Source organism: Thioclava dalianensis (genome assembly GCF_000715505.1).
GTDB classification, from domain to species: domain Bacteria; phylum Pseudomonadota; class Alphaproteobacteria; order Rhodobacterales; family Rhodobacteraceae; genus Thioclava; species Thioclava dalianensis.
In genome coordinates, this window is the sequence record NZ_JHEH01000001.1 from 232421 (window position 1) to 249260 (window position 16840).

Consider the following 16840-nt stretch of genomic DNA (forward strand, 5'->3'; position numbering starts at 1 on the left):
TTAGACCCATCACGCCGGACTGGGCAATCTGGTTGCACGAGATGCGAAATTTCTGGACTCTCCTGGCGCGCGCCCACATTTATGGCACGAACCAACCCGGGAGGTACGCATGACGCAATACGTTGATCGCGCGGAGCTGAAGATCGCAGACGAACTTGCGCGCTTCATTGAAGACCAAGCTCTTGCGGGGACCGGAGTGGATGTCGACGCCTTCTGGGCCGGCTTCTCCGAGATGATCCACAGCCTTGGCCCGAAGAACCGCAGTCTTCTGGATCACCGCGAAGAATTGCAATCCAAGCTGGATGACTGGCATGCGCATCACCGCGCCGAAGGGTTCTCCGCCGAGGCCTATAAGAGCTTTCTGACCGAGATCGGATATCTGCTGCCCGAGGGGCCGGATTTCGAGATCGAGACCCCCCCCACAGACCCCGAAATCGCGCAGGTCTGCGGCCCGCAGCTTGTGGTGCCGATCACCAATGCGCGCTATGCGCTCAACGCCGCCAATGCGCGCTGGGGCAGCCTGTATGATGCGCTCTACGGCACAGATGCGCTTGGCGATCTGCCGAGCGGTGCGGGCTATGACCCAGAGCGCGGCGCCCGCGTGGTGGCCCGCGCCAAGCAGTTTCTCGACACAGCCGCACCGCTGGCCGGGGGCTCGTGGGCCGATGTGACCGCGCTGCGCGTCGAGAATGGCGTGTTCTTCGTGGAAAACGCGGTGGGCGAGACCGGGCTGGCCGATCCGGCGCAGTTTGCGGGGTTCAACACCGACCGGCAGGGCGCGCTGGCGCAGGTCTTGCTGCGCAACAATGGGCTGCATGTCTGCGTCGTGCTCGACCCTGACACCGAGGTCGGGCAATCCGACCCCGCCGATATCGCGGATCTGCTGATCGAATCCGCGATCAGCTCGATCATGGATTTCGAGGATTCCGTGGCCTGCGTGGATGCGCAGGACAAGGTTCAGGCCTATTCCAACTGGCTGGGCTTGATGAAGGGCGATCTGCGCGAAGAGGTTCGCAAGGGCGATAAACAATTCACCCGCAAGCTGGAGGACGATCTGCATTTCACCGGATCGGGCGGCGAGCCGGTCACGCTCAAGGGCCGCGCGCTGATGCTGGTGCGCAATGTGGGCCATTTGATGACCACGCCCGCGATCTTGTGCCATGACGAGCAGGAAGCCCCCGAAGGCCTGATGGATGCGATGATCACCACGTTGTGCGCGATGCATGATCTGGCCAAGACTGCGGGTCCGCGCAATTCCGAGACCAAATCGATCTATGTCGTGAAACCCAAGATGCACGGCCCCGAAGAGGTCGCCTTCGCCTGCCAGATCTTCGATCAGGTCGAGGCGGTGCTGGGGCTTCCGGCCAATACCGTCAAGCTCGGGATCATGGATGAGGAGCGTCGCACCTCGGTCAATCTCAAGGAATGCATTCGCGCAGCCTCCCATCGCGTGGCCTTTATCAATACCGGCTTCCTCGACCGCACCGGCGACGAGATCCATTCCGCGATGCAGGCCGGGCCGATGCTGCGCAAGGGCGACATGAAAAGCCAGCCGTGGATCGCGGCCTATGAAGATCGCAATGTCGATATCGGACTGGCCTGCGGGTTGGCGGGACGTGCGCAGATCGGCAAAGGCATGTGGGCGATGCCCGACCGGATGGCGGATATGCTGGAGGCCAAAATCGGCCATCCGCTTGCAGGCGCCAATTGCGCATGGGTCCCCTCGCCCACAGCCGCGACCTTGCATGCCACGCATTACCACCGCGTCGATGTGCCCAAGCGCCAGCGCGAAATCGCGGCGATGAATCGGCCCGCGCGGCTCGACGATCTGCTGACGATCCCGCTGGCGGGCGGCAAGAACTATTCCGATGCCGAGATCACTGCCGAGATCGAGAACAACGCGCAGGGCATTCTGGGCTATGTCGTGCGCTGGGTCGATGCGGGCGTGGGCTGCTCGAAAGTGCCCGATATCCACGATGTTGGCCTGATGGAGGATCGCGCGACCTGCCGGATCAGCTCACAGGCGATTGCCAATTGGCTGGAGCATGGTGTGGTCAACGAGACGCAGGTCATGGAGGCGCTGCGCAAGATGGCCGAGGTCGTGGACCGTCAGAACGCGGGCGATCCCGATTATCGCCCGATGGCACCGGGCTATGACGGCTTTGCCTTTCAGGCGGCCTGCGATCTGTGCTTCCTAGGGACGGTGCAGCCCTCGGGCTACACCGAGCCGGTTCTGCATCAGCGCCGCGCTCAGCTGAAGGAGGAACAGGCATGATCACGCTTGAACAGGCGCAACAGATGATCGCGGTGGCGCTTGCCCATGGCACTGATGCTGGCTGGAAGCCGCTCTCGGCGGTGGTGCTCGATGCGGGCGGCCATCCGCTGGCCTTCGCCCGCCCCGAGACCGCCTCGCCCGGACGTTTTGAGATTGCGCGCGCCAAAGCCTATGGCGCGGTGATGCTTGGCATGGGCGGCAAGGCGCAGATGGCCCGCGCCGAGGCGCAGGGCTATTTCATGGCCGCGGTCAACGGCGCGTTTGAGGGCAAGGTGCTGCCGGTGCCGGGCGGCGTGCTGATCCGCGATGACGCGGGCGTCGTGATCGGGGCGATGGGCGTCACCGGCGACAGCTCGGACAATGACGCGCAGGCCGCACTTGGCGGGATCGCGGCGGCAGGGCTTTCGGGCGAGGCATAAGCCCTCGCCCCCCGCGCACCCGCTCCTTTTGGGGCGGGCATTTCTGCCGACACCTTATTTTTCTCGAAAATTGATCGTTTGGGGGATTCCCTTGGCGAATCAGCTGTGTCATGATTCTCGCAACGGTCCAGAGAGACCACGGTGCGCCGGGACAGGCCGCCATGAGTGCGAGGCAGAACGATGACAACGAAACGACCCACAATCGGGCCGCTTATCTTTTTTACCATCGCAGTCGTGTTGGGTGCCTATTTCGCCTTCGCCGCCGTGCAAGGCCGCTACGGCATCTTGCAGCGCGCCCAGATCGAAGCCGAGATCGACCAGAAACGCGCTGTGCGCGATAATTTGCGGGCGCAGGTCGACCGGATGGCCAATCTCACCCATCGCCTCTCCGACAACTATCTCGATCTCGATCTGCTCGACCAACAGGCGCGCGATATTCTGGGCGAGATGCGCTCGGATGAGATCGTGATCCGCTGAGTTGACGCTTTCCTCCCGATAAAAAGCCTGTGCAAAGGTCTTTACGGCCCTAGTTGAAACGTGAATGATCGTCTTGCCCGCGTTGTGATGCGGGAGTCATTGCCAACGATGCGGCTTTGTTATAGACGATGGTTTAACGTTGAACTATTCCGGCCAAGGGAGGTCTAGCCATGGCAGCGCGGAAAGGATCGGCGAGCAGCACCAAAGCAGGTGCGAATGTCTCTGCCGATGAACTTAAGCAATATTACCACGACATGCTGTTGATCCGGCGCTTCGAAGAGAAGGCAGGTCAGCTTTATGGCATGGGGCTGATCGGTGGCTTCTGTCACCTCTATATCGGTCAGGAAGCGGTTGTTGTGGGCCTTGAGGCCGCAGCGAAGGAAGGCGACAAGCGCGTCACCTCGTATCGCGACCACGGCCATATGCTCGCCTGCGGGATGGATCCCAAAGGTGTCATGGCAGAGCTGACCGGCCGCGAGGATGGCTATTCCAAAGGCAAGGGCGGCTCGATGCACATGTTCTCGAAAGAGAAACATTTCTACGGCGGGCACGGGATTGTTGCAGCTCAGGTGCCAATCGGCGCGGGCCTCGCCTTCTCCGACAAGTATAAGGGCAATGACAACGTCACATTCGCCTATTTCGGCGACGGCGCTGCCAACCAAGGCCAGGTCGCAGAGACTTATAACATGGCGCAGCTTTGGGATCTTCCGGTCGTCTTCGTGATCGAGAATAACCAATACGCAATGGGCACGAGCGTCCAGCGCGCCACCAAATCCCCCGATTTCTACGAGCGCGGCCTCTCTTACGGGATCGCAGGCGAAGCGGTTGACGGCATGGATGTGCTGGCCGTGAAGGAAGCGGGCGAAAAGGCGGTGGCGCATTGCCGCTCCGGCAAGGGTCCGTATATCCTTGAGATCAAGACCTATCGCTATCGCGGCCACTCGATGTCGGACCCGGCCAAGTACCGGACCCGCGAGGAAGTGCAGAAGATGCGCGACGAGCGCGATGCGATCGAACATGTCCGCCAGCTTCTTCTGACCGGCAAACACGCGACGGAAGACGACCTCAAGGCGATCGACAAAGAGATCAAGAGCATCGTTAACGAAGCGGCCGAGTTCTCGAAAGAAAGCCCCGAGCCGTCGCTGGACGAGCTTTACACCGACATCTACGCCGACGCGGCGCCGCAAAACGCCTGAGGGGGAACAACAATGGCAACGAAGATTTTGATGCCCGCGCTGTCGCCCACGATGGAAGAGGGCACGCTGGCAAAATGGCTCAAGAAAGAGGGCGACACCGTGTCGTCCGGCGATATCTTGGCCGAGATCGAGACCGACAAGGCCACGATGGAATTCGAGGCCGTCGATGAGGGTGTGCTGGGCAAGATCCTGGTCGCCGAGGGCACTTCGGGTGTGAAGGTCAATGACCCGATCGCCGTGATGCTGGAGGAAGGCGAAGACGCCTCCGCCGCTGATGAGGCCGAAGCGCCCGCAACCGCCGACGACGCGGGTGACGCGCAAGAGGCCGAAAAGGCCCCCGCAAAGGCGAAATCCTCGGATGAGGGCGACGACGTTCCGCGCCCCGATACCAGCCCCGACTGGCCCGAAGGCACGCCGATGAAGACGCAGACCGTCCGTGAGGCGCTGCGCGATGCGATGGCCGAAGAGATGCGGCGCGACGACAGCGTGTTCCTGATGGGCGAAGAAGTCGCCGAGTATCAGGGCGCCTATAAGATCAGCCAAGGTCTGCTCGACGAGTTCGGCGACAAGCGCGTGATCGACACGCCGATCACCGAGCACGGGTTTGCCGGTCTCGGCGTTGGTGCGGCCTTCGGTGGTCTGCGTCCGATCGTCGAATTCATGACCTTCAACTTCGCGATGCAGGCGATGGACCAGATCGTCAACTCTGCCGCGAAGACCCTGTATATGTCGGGCGGTCAGATGGGCGCACCGATGGTGTTCCGGGGGCCGAACGGGGCTGCCGCCCGCGTGGGCGCTCAGCACAGCCAGGATTACGGCGCATGGTATGCTTCGGTTCCGGGTCTGAAAGTTGTGCAGCCCTACTCGGCCGCTGACGCCAAAGGTCTGCTGAAATCGGCGATCCGCGATCCGAACCCGGTGATCTTCCTCGAAAACGAGATCCTCTACGGGCGCAGCTTCGATGTGCCGGATCTCGAGGATTTCACCATCCCCTTCGGCAAGGCCAAGATCTGGCGCGAAGGCTCGGATGTGACGATCGTGAGCTGGGGCATCGGGATGAGCCACGCGCTCGAAGCCGCCGACAAGCTGGCCGAGGATGGGATCGAGGCCGAAGTGATCGACCTGCGGACCCTGCGCCCGATCGATTACGACACGGTGCTCGCCTCGGTGCGCAAGACCAACCGCGTCGTGACCGTCGAGGAAGGCTTCCCCGTCGCCAGCTTGGGCAATCACCTCTCGTCGGTGATCATGGAGCGCGCCTTCGATTATCTCGACGCACCGGTGATCAACGTGACCGGCAAGGACGTGCCCATGCCCTACGCGGCAAATCTCGAAAAACTGGCGCTTGTGACCTTCGAAGACGTGGTCGAAGCCGTCAAAAAAGTAACCTACCGGTAAGGAGACAGAGCCATGGCTACCCAAATTCTGATGCCCGCCCTGTCGCCCACGATGGAGGAAGGCACGCTTGCGAAATGGCTGGTGAAGGAGGGCGACACTGTCTCCTCCGGCGACATTCTGGCCGAAATCGAGACCGATAAGGCGACGATGGAATTCGAAGCGGTCGATGAGGGCACGATCGGCAAGATCCTCGTGGCCGAGGGCACCTCGGGTGTGAAGGTCAACGACCCGATCGCGGTGCTGCTCGAAGAGGGCGAAGACGCCTCCGCCATCGAAGAGGCGAGCGATCCCTCGGTCGCTCAAGATGCGGCCGCTGAAGACGCCAAGGACGAGAAAGCCGCCGACAATGCCCCCGCGGGCAAAAGCGGCGCCTCGAAGTCCGACAGCGGATCGAAAGCGCCCGCCGCTCCGAAAGGCTCGGACGGCAAGCGCATCTTCGCCTCGCCGCTTGCACGCCGGATCGCCGCCGATAAGGGCATCGATCTCGCCTCGCTCTCGGGATCGGGCCCCAAAGGCCGGATCGTGAAAGCCGATGTCGAAGGCGCGAAAGCAGGTTCCAAGCCCGCTGCCGCAGCCGCATCCGCGAAATCGAATGCGCCCGCCAGCGCCCCTGCCCCGCAGGTGTCCTCCTCTGCCATCGCCAAGATGTATGAGGGTCGCGAATATGAGGAGATCGAGCTCAACGGGATGCGCAAAACGATTGCCGCGCGTCTCACCGAGGCCAAGCAGACCATCCCGCATTTCTACCTGCGCCGGTCGGTCAAGCTCGATGCGCTGATGAAGTTCCGGAGCCAGCTTAACAAGCAGCTCGAAGGGCGTGGCGTGAAGCTCTCGGTCAACGACTTCATCATCAAGGCCTGTGCGCTGGCCCTGCAAGCGGTGCCGGATGCCAATGCGGTCTGGGCCGGGGACAAGGTCTTCAAGCTCAAGCCCTCGGATGTGGCCGTCGCGGTCGCCATCGAAGGCGGTCTCTTCACCCCGGTGCTCAAGGATGCCGAGAGCAAATCGCTCTCCAGCCTGTCGTCGGAGATGAAGGATCTGGCAGCGCGTGCTCGCGACCGCAAGCTTGCGCCGCATGAGTATCAGGGCGGCAGCTTCGCGATTTCGAACCTCGGCATGATGGGGATCGAGAATTTCGATGCGGTCATCAACCCGCCGCATGGGGCAATCCTCGCGGTCGGCGCGGGCATCAAGACGCCTGTCGTCAACGATGCCGGCGAGATCGAAGTCGCGACCGTGATGTCGATGACGCTTTCGGTCGACCACCGCGTGATCGATGGGGCGCTTGGGGCGGATCTGCTCAAGGCGATCTGCGAGAACCTCGAGAACCCGATGCTGATGCTGGCCTGAGGCCGATCGAATTGAGATTGCAGCGGCCCCTTCGGGGGCCGTTTTGCATTTGCACCCCTAGCTGTCTGCCAGATGGGTCCGCAGCTTGCGCAGGCTCGTCTGCAATTCCTGCGCCTCTTCCAGCGTCAGCCCCGTCGCACGCCCGACGCAATCGCGGATCTCGTCGAGATGCGTCCGCGCCACCTCGCCGCGCGGCGCAAGCGACACCTTCACCCGCCGCTCATCTGACGGATCGCGCTTGCGCGTGACGAACCCTGCCTGTTCGAGCCGTTTGATCAGGGGCGTCAAGGTGCTTGTCTCTAATCCCAATGCACCAGCGATCTCTCCCACACTGCGCGCATCCTTGCGCCAAAGGAGATAGAGCACGAGGAACTGCGGGTAAGTCAGCCCAAGAGGATCCAGCACTGGCTTGTAAACACGGCCGAAACTCAGATTGCTGGCATATATTTCAAAACACAGGAACTCATTTAACTCGGGGATATCCTGATCCATCGGCGTCGCCATGTTATTTATATCGCACACAACTTAATCGCATCGCTTGACGGATTCAATTCTCTCACTATTTATATCGCACACGATACAATCGCACGAAAGGAATCATCATGAAGCCGACGAAAATTGCCTATTCCACCAAAGCAACCGCAACCGGTGGCCGCGACGGTCGCGCAACAACGCAAGATGGTGCGCTCGATCTGACGCTTGTGACCCCAAAAGAACTTGGCGGAGCAGGCGGCGACGGCGTCAATCCTGAGCAGCTCTTCGCCGCAGGCTATGCCGCCTGCTTTCTGAGCGCCCTGAATTTCCTTGCCGCACAGAAAAAGCAAAAGCTGCCCGAGTCGACCCATGTCAGCACCACCGTGGGAATCGGCCCGACCGCCGAGAAGGGCTTTGCCCTGGACGTGCAAATCGAGGTCAGCCTGCCGGGCCTTGATCGTGAGATCGCGCAAGAGCTGATCGACGGCGCTCACAAAGTCTGCCCCTATTCGGATGCGACCCGCAATTCGCTTGAAATCACGCCGACCCTCGCCTGATTACATGAAAAGGGCGGGCCTGCTCAGGCCCGCCCTTATTCTTCCGGCGATGTCGCGCGTTACAATCCGTCGCGGCTCAGCGTGACACCATGGGTCTTGATCTCATCCGAGATCTGCGCGCCCGAGACGATCAGAACGCCTGCGCCGTCGCCGTCCTGCGCCACCTTGATCCCGGTGCCGCCATCGTCGTTGCCCATGCTCTTGCCACCAAGAATGGCGACCTCGACGTCGCCTTCGTCCTCTTGCTCAAAAGTCGCACCCGTGCCGCCATTCTGCTCCAGCGTTGCGTCACTCAGCACGGCAGACACGCCACCCGCGCCCGCTTCCGACATCTTGATCGAGTCATCGGTATTGTCGCGTGTTTCGACCTTCGAAACATTCAGCACGATATCACCCGCATCCTCTTCGTCGAAATCAAGCCCCTCATCGAGATTGCCAATGACGGTAGAGCGAGTCACGCTCGCGCGGATCGAACCCGCCCCGGCCTCGTCGATATCGAACCCGTCATCCAGATCGAGCCCGAACTCATAGGCCTCGACCGATCCGTCGTCATAGGTGCTGACCTCACGTTCAAAGCAGGCATCATCGGGCGAGCCTTTGACGGGACCGGGAATGTTCGCCTCTTGCATCGCGCCCGCCTCGAACTCTCCCTCAGGCATCTCGGGCATGAACGCGGCAAGAACTGCCGGGTCGCAATAGCCGCCGTTTGTATCGAAATGCGTGCCGGTCACATCGGTCCAGACATTGCCATCCTGCCCCTCGTCCAGTTCGACCCCATCGGCGCCGACATTGGTGAAGGTCGAATTGATCGCTGTGAAGCGGATATCGCCGGGTCCGCGCTCATCGACCCGCACGCCATCTGCGTCAAACGCACCGAACCCCAGATCGCGGACCATGACGTTCTCAAGATAAACCTCGATTCCGGCCGCCGAGCCCTCGCCCGCGCCACCGCCGCCCGATCCGCATTGCTCCGCCAAGGTGCAATCGGACACATGCACGCCCTTGCCAGCCACCCCCTGCACGGTGACATCGCGCAGGCTCAGCCGGACCACCCCAGTCTGATCATCGCGCAGATCGACGAAAATCCCTTTTCCCGGGGCGCCGGTCTTATCGCCGCGCGCTTTGATCGAATACCCGCCCGGTCCCGAGAGCGTGACGCCCGACAGATCGAGATCCGCGCCCGCGCCGATCTTGAGCAAGGTCGCGTTGCCCGCCATCGTGATATCTTGTCCCGAGCCCACGATTACCAAAGGCGCGGTGCCCTCATAGTCGAGCGTGCTTTCAAGCGCGATCGGCCCTGCATGGCTCAACACGATCCGCGTCGTCGCATCGGATTGCGCGGCCTGCGCCAACGCGGCGCGCAGCGAGCCTGCGCCGGAATCAGAGGCAGAGGTCACGGTGATCATCTCATCGGCATGGGCCGGAGCGGCCAATGCCGCCGCCAGTGCCAGCGTGGCGCAGCTCGCAGTCAGAGCGCGGGTCGAAAACAGCATTTCGAGGTCCTTTCATGGATGTCGCTTTGCGCGGTCATCCATGAAACGCCAACATCACCCTTTCGTGACAGTTTCCGAAAAAACTGTGAGCGATCACCCGTTGCGCAGGATCTGGTCCATTTCCGAGGCCGGTCTATCGCATCCCGCCTCGCCCACGACCTTGGCTGGCACGCCCGCCACGGTCTTGCAGTCAGGAATATCGGCCAGCACGACGGAGCCCGCCGCGATCCGCGAATTACGGCCCACGCGAATATTGCCCAGCACCTTGGCCCCGGCTCCGATCAACACGCCATCGCCGATTTTGGGGTGACGATCCTCGTCTTCCTTGCCGGTCCCGCCCAGCGTCACCGAATGCAGCATCGAGACATTATCGCCAACGACCGCAGTCTCGCCAATCACGATGGAATGGGCGTGATCCATCATCACGCCGCGCCCAATCCGCGCGCCGGGATGGATATCGACGCCAAACAGCTCCGAGGTGCGCATCTGCACGAAATAGGCCAGATCGCGACGGCCCTGAACGAAAAGCCAATGCGCGATGCGGTAGGATTGCAGCGCCTGAAACCCCTTGAAGAAGAGAAGCGGCTGAAGCAACCGATGGCAGGCCGGATCGCGGTCATATACTGCCACCAGATCGGCCCGGGCCGCTTGCCCCAGATCGGGCTCGGCGCCATAGGCCTCATCAGCGATCTCGCGCAGGATCTGCTCGCTCATCTCCCCCGAGGCCAGCTTCATCGAGAACCGATAGGCCAGCGCGCGCTCCAGCGAGGAATGGTGCAAAAGCCCTGCATGAATCAGCGCGCCCAAAAGCGGCTCATCGCGCACTGCCGCCCGCGCCTCGTCGCAAATACGCGTCCAGACCGGGTCAACTGTCGCCATTTTCGGCATCGATTTCGTCATAGGGCTCTCCCTTTCGCACTTGAGCCTAACACATAGGTGATTGGCCCGGTAGAGAAAGAGCAAATCTCTAATTTCGCGCCGATTGATATGCAAGAAGCGCCGTGCAGACCGCGCGCAGGGCCTCAAGATAGCAGGCATCATTGGGATCGCGCGGCCCGGCCGGTTGATCGAGCGCCCATGACATCAGCGACCCGTTGCCCCATTTGGGATGTATGCGGCCCCGCCGGATTCGGTGCCAATCGGCGGCATCCGCCTGCGCAAGCGCCCGCTCCAGACGCGCGGCACGGCGGGCCTCGGGCCAGAGCATGGCCACCCGCGCCAAGGCGATCAGATCGCCATCCTGAACGGGGCGCATCGCCCTAGCCTCCCACCTGAATCTGCGCAAACAGCCCCGGCCCGTAGACATCCGAAAGCTGCGCCACGGCCAATGTGAAGCCCCCCGAAATCCCGTCAGCCATCCGCGCAGCCTCAGGGTAGATCCAATGCGCATCGCTCACCGTGACTTCGCGCCGGATCGCGGCCCCCTCTATCACACGTATAAGGTAGCGCTCGCGGACCTCGCCCAAGGGCACGTCATAGCCCGACCAATCATCGCCCCCGATCCGCGTGCGCCGGATCCACCCCAGCTCCCAATCGCCCCCCACGGCCTGCGCGCGCAGATGACACGGGGCCAGCGGGCGCAGCCCGATGCCGGAGAAAGCCTGCACCGTGTGAACATAGCTCGGATCGTCATAAGGCCGCCCCGCCGCCCCAATCCGGTAATGGCGCGCCTGATTGCGCAGGTTCGGCGGCAACACGATCTGCTCGGGCGCGCCGTTGAGCAGCACCACGACCGAACCCTCCGGCCAGACCTCCGGCATCAGCGCATCACTGCCCAACTGCCCCCGCAGACGCCCGCTGAGCTCAAAACTGCGAGCGCCCACAGGCAGAACCTCGGCGAATTGGAAGATCTCCCAACGATCCGAACTGCCATCGCCAATCGCCATCACATTCGCGCCGTCCAGCACGGCCTGTTCACTGGCACTCGACAAGGCACCGCTGGCGAGCTTCACCCGCAGCCCCGGGCCGCGATCCCAAAGCCCCGGTCGCGCCCGCAAAAGCGGGCTGAGCGTCTCACCTATGATGGCACGTCGTCCGATCACCGTGTTGCGCGCGTAGCCCGCATCCTCGGGCGCATCGTAAACCGCGACCGCGCCGGGCCAAGGCCGCGCACTGACCGCCAGATGCGGCGCATAAGGATCTTCCGCGCCCGTCAGCAGCGGCAGATCGAGAAATACCGGCGCGACCGGAACCGGCGGTTCAAAGGGTTTGAGCACGATCTCCCCCTCCGCCTCGTCCGACGCCTCGTAAACCCCCGGCTCGACGCGGACTGCCTCGATCGCTAGCGCCTCGGCACGCTCCACCCGGTCGATCCGATAGCGCCCCGGCAGATCGGCCAGCTCAAGCCAGACCACATCGCCCGGCCCCAGCCACCCGAATGATGGCGGCAGCGAAAACCGCACCGTGTCGCGCGCCACCCGCGCCTCCGACAACCAGCGCTGCGTGATCCGCACCCCTTCAGCGCGTGTCAAAGCCAAAGGCACTTCGCTGGCCGAGGCCGCAGTTGAGGTCTCATCCGGAAACACAGCCTCCGCCGTGCGGGTCTCGAAACTGCCATCCGCCTCGACATAAGACAGACGCACCCGCCCCGACATCTCCGCCTCGCTCGCGCGACGCGCCTCAAGGCTCTGCGCATCGTCATCAAGCGCCATGTGCGACGGGGCCAAACGCGCATCGACGCTCGCATCGCGCATCTTGAAAACCAACAGCCCATCGCGTTCCACCGCGTCAAACCCATAAGCAAGGCTTAGAGATTGCAGCGCCCCACGCGCGGTGATCGCACCATCGACCCGGTAGCCACGCACCACTCCCGCCAGACCGTGCGTATCAATCGCGGACAAACCGGCACGCGCGCAGATCTCGCTGACCACATTGGACAGCGGCTGCGCGGTGGCCCGCCCCGAGATCCAATGGCCGCGCGCATAGTTACCCCCATCCGACCAGATCGCCTCAAGCGCTGGAAATTGCGGATAGGGCCGCGTGTCCCACGCCCAGACATGCGCGCGCGCCATGTCAATCATCGGTGCGCCGTAAACATCCGAGACCGGGTTGCGCGCGCCCTGATCCCAATAGCTCACCATCGCGCGCAGATATTGCATCTGCATGAAGTCATCGCGTCGCCCGTCGGAATAATGCGGCAGGCTGCTTTCCGAGCTTTTCGGATCAAGGAATTTGTTGGGCTGATTGGTGCCCTTGTCGACCGCCGCACAGCCCATCTCGGTGAACCAAATCGGCTTGGAACGCGGAATCCATGCCGTCGGCGCCTCGCGGCGAACGCCCCCAACGCGCTCGTGGTGATCATTCTCCCACCAGCCGCGCAGATCCTTGTAGCGCCAGACCCAAGGCTCGTCATACGCGCCATCGGTGATCGGCGTGCGGATCTGCGCATCGCGATGCTCGGGCGAGGCATAGAACCAATCATAGCCCTCGCCGCCTTCGATATTGGAGCGCAGATAATCCAGATCATAGATCGCGCCCCAATGGGCATCCGCGTGATGCTCTCCCTCGCGCCAATCCGACATCGGCATGTAATTGTCGATCCCGATGAAATCGATATTGTCATCGGCCCAAAGCGGATCGAGATGAAAGAACCGATCGCCATTTCCAGGCTGATAGCCGAAGTATTCCGACCAGTCGGCTGCATAGCTGATCTTGGTCGCAGGCCCGAGGATAGCACGCACATCGGCGGCCAGCGCGCGCAATGCGGCCACCGCGGGAAGTCCGTCCCCCGGCCCGCGGATCTGGGTCAAGCTGCGCATCTCGGAGCTGATGCAGAACGCATCCACCCCGCCTGCCATCGCACATAGATGCGCGTAATGCAGGATGAATCTGCGCAGCGACCATTCCGCGGGCCCCGAATAGTGAACTGTGTCCCCGGCTTGCGTGAAATCCCCCGGCGCTGCCTGCCCGAAGAAGGCAGAAACCTCTGCCTCAGCCGCCTGCGTGCCATCGGTCGAGCCTGCACGCCCCGGGGCTTGCGACAGCGTGATCCGCCCACGCCACGGCAACTCGGGCTGATCAGGCGCCCCACTCCAGGGATCGACCCGGCCATTGCCCGCCAATTGCTCCATCAAAATGAAGGGATAGAACGTCACCGTCTTGCCCGCCGCGCGCAGCGCGCCGATCGCCTCGATCACCGCCCCATCAGCAGGCGTGCCGCCATAAACCGTGCGCCCGTCCAGCTTGACGATCTCGGAGGCATCCGACCGCCCAAGCCCAGACACGCGCCACGGCATCTCGCGCCCATCCACCAGCTTGCTCGCCACTTTGGGGCGCAGCGCGCAGGTACCGCAGCGCAGATCATCCCCGAACCACGACACCACCAAGGATGTGGCACCGCATTCGGGTAGCTCCTCATCAAGCGCCTGCAAAGCCTGCGAAAAATCGGTGAGGCTGCCCGGCGCGTTTTGATTGACCGCCGCCATCTCCCCTGCCACGCCGACGCCGTTATAGCCCTCCAGAGACGAGCCTGCCGGGTAGGCCGCCGCCGAGCCCAGACCGACCTCAAACACCCGGGTCGTGGCCAGCGCATATTCCCCGGTCCCCGGGATCAGCGCGACCCCGCGCACCCCGCGCGTCAAATCGGGCTCGGGATCGAGCACCGGACCCTGAGCCGCGCGCACCACCTCAAAGGTGAACTGCGGCACCCGGTTGCCAAATTGCCCCAGATCGAGATCTTCGAACACGACATAGGCAATCCCGCGATAGGCCGGAGCCATCTCGGCCCCCTCCACCGCTTCGATTTTCGGGTCGGGCAGTTGATCCTCGCTCCCGGTATAGATCCGCAGGTTGAGAAGATCGGGATCGACCTCGGCGCCATCGGCCCAGATCCGCCCCACGCGCAGGATTTCGCCCTCTCCCAAGGCCACGGCAAGGCTCACCGAGTAACTATATTCGACATAGGTGGTCTTGGGCTGCCCCTTGCCTCCGCCGCTGGTCTGGCGCTGCTCGGTCTCGACAAAGCGCGTGGCCCAGATCACCTGCCCACCCACGCGCATCCGGCCCCAGACAAGGCTCAGCCCGTCGCCCTCTGACGCCCCCGTCAGCCGCAGCCGCTCCAGCCGCGCGCCCTCGACCCGGCGCGACCCCGATCCCAGAAGACGCTGATCAATCGCTTGGCCCAGAGTCGCCCCGACGGCGCGCCCGATCACCGCGCCCGAGAGGCCCAGAACTGTTCCCCAAACCCGCCACCGATTGCAGCCCCGGCTGCCGAAAGCAAAATCGTCGCCATTCATCTGGCTCCCTCTGGAAATTGAAACCGCGCCACGATCCGCCGCCGCCAAGGCCGCGTCAGCGCACTCTCGACAACACCGTGACCGGAAAACGCGTGGATAAAGGCGGGGCGCGCACCCAGCTCCGAGACGATCCCCAGATGCTTGGCCACAGCCCCTGCGCGCATCCGAAACAGGATCACATCGCCCAAAGCCTCGCCCTGTGCTTGCGGGAGATGACGCGCCACGGCCCGCCACAACAGCTCTTCGCGGGCGGGCTCGGACCAATCCGCACTATAGCGCGGCACCGTTTCAGGCTCACTGCCATAAAGCGCGCGCCAGACCCCGCGCACCAGCCCGAGACAATCTGCGCCCACGCCACAGTACGCGCCCTGATGGAGATATGGCGTCCCGATCCAGCGCCGCGCAATCTCAACCGCACGCGGCCCGACCGGCGCGCTCACGAGAACAGGCTCCCGCCATCATGCGCACCGCCCTGAACCGGATATGAGACCAACCAGTCCTCACCCGGAACATGAGGAAAGCCTCGGAAATTAATGAAATTGCTGAACTTCTCACGGCAGGTGACGGCCCGCTTGTCGCATCCCGCCTCAAGCCGGACCAGATCGCCTGCCACCACGGGCGCGCCGATCGCCTGCCAAAGCTCGATCTCACGACCCTCCGCGCCAAACAGGTGATCGCCCTTGATCAGCCCGACGAGCCCCGCCGCCTCACCGCTGAGCACACGAAACCGCCCCTTCTCGAACCAGCGCGGCTGAAAGCCCGCCACGGCGACCAATTCAAACACCACGCGGTCGCGCGTCCTTGCCACCGGCCCCTCAAAGGTGAAGCCCGGCTGCGCAAGATCGAACCGGCACGCGCCATCGCCCAGCACCGCCGCGCAGCGCGGGTGATAGACCCGGCCCCGCTCGACCGACAGCGCTTCGGCCAATCCGCGCAGCTCGGCCGTGAAAGCCCCCTCTTGCCGCGTAAGCTCCCCCAAGCTGCCGCGAAAGATCAGTGCATGTTCATCCGGCTCCGCCCAGTTCACGATCCACGCCCACAGTTCGGCCCCGTCATAGCGCCCAGCCAGAATATCAGCCTCCGTGATCGCCTCGGAACTCAGCGCGCCGTAAACTTCGCTATTATCGACCGCGAGACCGGTCCCCTGCGCCAGCGCCTTCGCGGTCATGCCGCTTTCCGGGGCAAACCTGATCCCGGCAAACTCCAGCGCCCGGTCATGATCGGTGAAGCCCAAAACCTCACCATCGCTGCGCGTCACCGCCCAAGCCCGTGCCACCGTGCTGGACCCGCTCGCCAAATGCGCCTTCAAAGCGTCCGAATAGGTCATCAGATCCGCACCTCCACAATCGGAACCTGCGGCATCTCGCCCGCCTGAAAGCTCTGAACCGAGACTTGGATCGCATCCGCATCGAAGCGCACCGGCACATCGAACTCGAACCCGGCGGTGATGATCGCACCCTCGCCGGGTGGGTCGTAAAACGTCACGATCCCGCTGCCCGTATCAAGCTCCCAATCCACAGCCTCGGCCTGATAGGCGCCCTGCACCCCGGCTTTGACCGTGCCCGCAACCGGCTTGAGGATCGGGCGCGTGTAGCGCACCCCGCCGGACTCATAGGTCTTGGCAAGCTGAAAGCGCCGCGTGACCCCGTCGCCCTCGCCAAGCGGCTGATCCTCGTAATGCACCTCGCTCGAGGGTGCACAGCTTTTGTAATCGGCCCAGTCTTTCCAGCGAAACCCATGCAGCTGCCCGCCGCGTGCCTCGAAAAACGCCAGCAGCCGCGCCACATCGTCCAGCGAGCGCAGACCGACCCCCGCGTCATAGCGCCTGCGCGAGTGCGCCCATGGCGAATTGCGCTCTTCAAAGCCGTTGCTCAGCGTCACGATTTCAGTGCGCCGCTCCGGCCCGCCGACCGAGCCGAAGCTTAGATTGGCGGGGAATCTGATGTCGTGAAATGCCATATCCTGCC

At 63.1% G+C, this 16840-nt stretch carries 14 protein-coding genes and 1 pseudogene; 7 read left to right on the top strand and 8 right to left on the bottom strand.

The window, feature by feature from the left end:
* The first annotated feature begins 109 nt into the window (after positions 1–109).
* From DL1_RS01175 to DL1_RS01200, 6 genes are all read left to right on the top strand, one after another.
* Entirely contained in the window at positions 110–2275 is a 2166-nt protein-coding gene (locus DL1_RS01175) for a malate synthase G (RefSeq protein WP_038061199.1), read from the top strand.
* On the top strand, positions 2272–2694 hold the full coding sequence (locus DL1_RS01180) for a GlcG/HbpS family heme-binding protein (RefSeq protein WP_038061202.1): 423 nt from the start codon (positions 2272–2274) through the stop codon (positions 2692–2694). Before DL1_RS01175 ends, DL1_RS01180 begins: the two co-directional genes overlap by 4 nt.
* A gap of 180 nt (positions 2695–2874) precedes the next feature.
* Positions 2875–3171, top strand: a complete 297-nt coding sequence (locus DL1_RS01185) for an FtsB family cell division protein (RefSeq protein WP_038061205.1) — start codon at positions 2875–2877, stop codon at positions 3169–3171.
* A 170-nt stretch (positions 3172–3341) separates the two neighbouring features.
* Complete coding sequence (gene pdhA, locus DL1_RS01190) at positions 3342–4367, top strand: pyruvate dehydrogenase (acetyl-transferring) E1 component subunit alpha (RefSeq protein WP_038061208.1); 1026 nt, start codon at positions 3342–3344, stop codon at positions 4365–4367.
* Between the two features lie 12 nt (positions 4368–4379).
* Complete coding sequence (locus DL1_RS01195; protein ID WP_038061212.1) at positions 4380–5765, top strand: pyruvate dehydrogenase complex E1 component subunit beta; 1386 nt, start codon at positions 4380–4382, stop codon at positions 5763–5765.
* 12 nt (positions 5766–5777) lie between these two features.
* Positions 5778–7115, top strand: coding sequence for a pyruvate dehydrogenase complex dihydrolipoamide acetyltransferase (locus tag DL1_RS01200; RefSeq protein WP_038061215.1), 1338 nt, complete (start codon positions 5778–5780; stop codon positions 7113–7115).
* A gap of 57 nt (positions 7116–7172) precedes the next feature.
* Here the strand turns inward: DL1_RS01200 and DL1_RS01205 are convergent, their stop codons facing one another.
* Positions 7173–7607: a MarR family winged helix-turn-helix transcriptional regulator gene (locus DL1_RS01205; protein ID WP_051693226.1), complete on the bottom strand. Its 435-nt coding sequence runs from the start codon at positions 7605–7607 to the stop codon at positions 7173–7175.
* A gap of 110 nt (positions 7608–7717) precedes the next feature.
* Between DL1_RS01205 and DL1_RS01210 the strand changes: the two genes are divergently transcribed.
* Entirely contained in the window at positions 7718–8146 is a 429-nt protein-coding gene (locus tag DL1_RS01210; protein WP_038061221.1) for an organic hydroperoxide resistance protein, read from the top strand.
* A gap of 59 nt (positions 8147–8205) precedes the next feature.
* Here the strand turns inward: DL1_RS01210 and DL1_RS01215 are convergent, their stop codons facing one another.
* The 7 genes and pseudogenes from DL1_RS01215 to DL1_RS01245 all read right to left on the bottom strand — a co-directional run bounded on the left by DL1_RS01215 (position 8206) and on the right by DL1_RS01245 (position 16832).
* The gene (locus DL1_RS01215; RefSeq protein WP_038061224.1) at positions 8206–9639 is read right to left on the bottom strand and encodes a hypothetical protein; all 1434 of its coding nucleotides are present in this window, start codon (positions 9637–9639) and stop codon (positions 8206–8208) included.
* A 93-nt stretch (positions 9640–9732) separates the two neighbouring features.
* Positions 9733–10539 (bottom strand): serine O-acetyltransferase, encoded by an 807-nt coding sequence (cysE, locus tag DL1_RS01220; protein WP_038061227.1) that lies wholly within the window; start codon positions 10537–10539, stop codon positions 9733–9735.
* 67 nt (positions 10540–10606) lie between these two features.
* Complete coding sequence (locus DL1_RS01225) at positions 10607–10894, bottom strand: DUF7742 family protein (protein WP_051693227.1); 288 nt, start codon at positions 10892–10894, stop codon at positions 10607–10609.
* 4 nt (positions 10895–10898) lie between these two features.
* Positions 10899–14869 (bottom strand): annotated as a pseudogene (locus tag DL1_RS01230) (baseplate multidomain protein megatron).
* Positions 14870–15313: an NlpC/P60 family protein gene (locus DL1_RS01235; protein WP_081856218.1), complete on the bottom strand. Its 444-nt coding sequence runs from the start codon at positions 15311–15313 to the stop codon at positions 14870–14872.
* Positions 15310–16200: a DUF2163 domain-containing protein gene (locus tag DL1_RS01240; RefSeq protein WP_038061230.1), complete on the bottom strand. Its 891-nt coding sequence runs from the start codon at positions 16198–16200 to the stop codon at positions 15310–15312. The genes DL1_RS01235 and DL1_RS01240 overlap by 4 nt, the downstream gene beginning before the upstream one ends.
* A complete protein-coding gene (locus DL1_RS01245; protein WP_038061233.1) occupies positions 16200–16832 on the bottom strand; it encodes a DUF2460 domain-containing protein in 633 nt (210 codons plus the stop codon). Before DL1_RS01245 ends, DL1_RS01240 begins: the two co-directional genes overlap by 1 nt.
* Between the last annotated feature and the right edge of the window lie 8 nt (positions 16833–16840).

What these genes read in the sequence shown, in the direction of transcription:
- DL1_RS01175 (WP_038061199.1), top strand. Translation starts at nt 110, where the DNA reads ATGACGCAATACGTTGATCGCGCGGAGCTGAAGATCGCAGACGAACTT.
- DL1_RS01180 (WP_038061202.1), top strand. Translation starts at nt 2,272, where the DNA reads ATGATCACGCTTGAACAGGCGCAACAGATGATCGCGGTGGCGCTTGCC.
- DL1_RS01185 (WP_038061205.1), top strand. Translation starts at nt 2,875, where the DNA reads ATGACAACGAAACGACCCACAATCGGGCCGCTTATCTTTTTTACCATC.
- pdhA (WP_038061208.1), top strand. Translation starts at nt 3,342, where the DNA reads ATGGCAGCGCGGAAAGGATCGGCGAGCAGCACCAAAGCAGGTGCGAAT.
- DL1_RS01195 (WP_038061212.1), top strand. Translation starts at nt 4,380, where the DNA reads ATGGCAACGAAGATTTTGATGCCCGCGCTGTCGCCCACGATGGAAGAG.
- DL1_RS01200 (WP_038061215.1), top strand. Translation starts at nt 5,778, where the DNA reads ATGGCTACCCAAATTCTGATGCCCGCCCTGTCGCCCACGATGGAGGAA.
- DL1_RS01205 (WP_051693226.1), bottom strand. Translation starts at nt 7,607, where the DNA reads ATGGATCAGGATATCCCCGAGTTAAATGAGTTCCTGTGTTTTGAAATA.
- DL1_RS01210 (WP_038061221.1), top strand. Translation starts at nt 7,718, where the DNA reads ATGAAGCCGACGAAAATTGCCTATTCCACCAAAGCAACCGCAACCGGT.
- DL1_RS01215 (WP_038061224.1), bottom strand. Translation starts at nt 9,639, where the DNA reads ATGCTGTTTTCGACCCGCGCTCTGACTGCGAGCTGCGCCACGCTGGCA.
- cysE (WP_038061227.1), bottom strand. Translation starts at nt 10,539, where the DNA reads ATGACGAAATCGATGCCGAAAATGGCGACAGTTGACCCGGTCTGGACG.
- DL1_RS01225 (WP_051693227.1), bottom strand. Translation starts at nt 10,894, where the DNA reads ATGCGCCCCGTTCAGGATGGCGATCTGATCGCCTTGGCGCGGGTGGCC.
- DL1_RS01240 (WP_038061230.1), bottom strand. Translation starts at nt 16,200, where the DNA reads ATGACCTATTCGGACGCTTTGAAGGCGCATTTGGCGAGCGGGTCCAGC.
- DL1_RS01245 (WP_038061233.1), bottom strand. Translation starts at nt 16,832, where the DNA reads ATGGCATTTCACGACATCAGATTCCCCGCCAATCTAAGCTTCGGCTCG.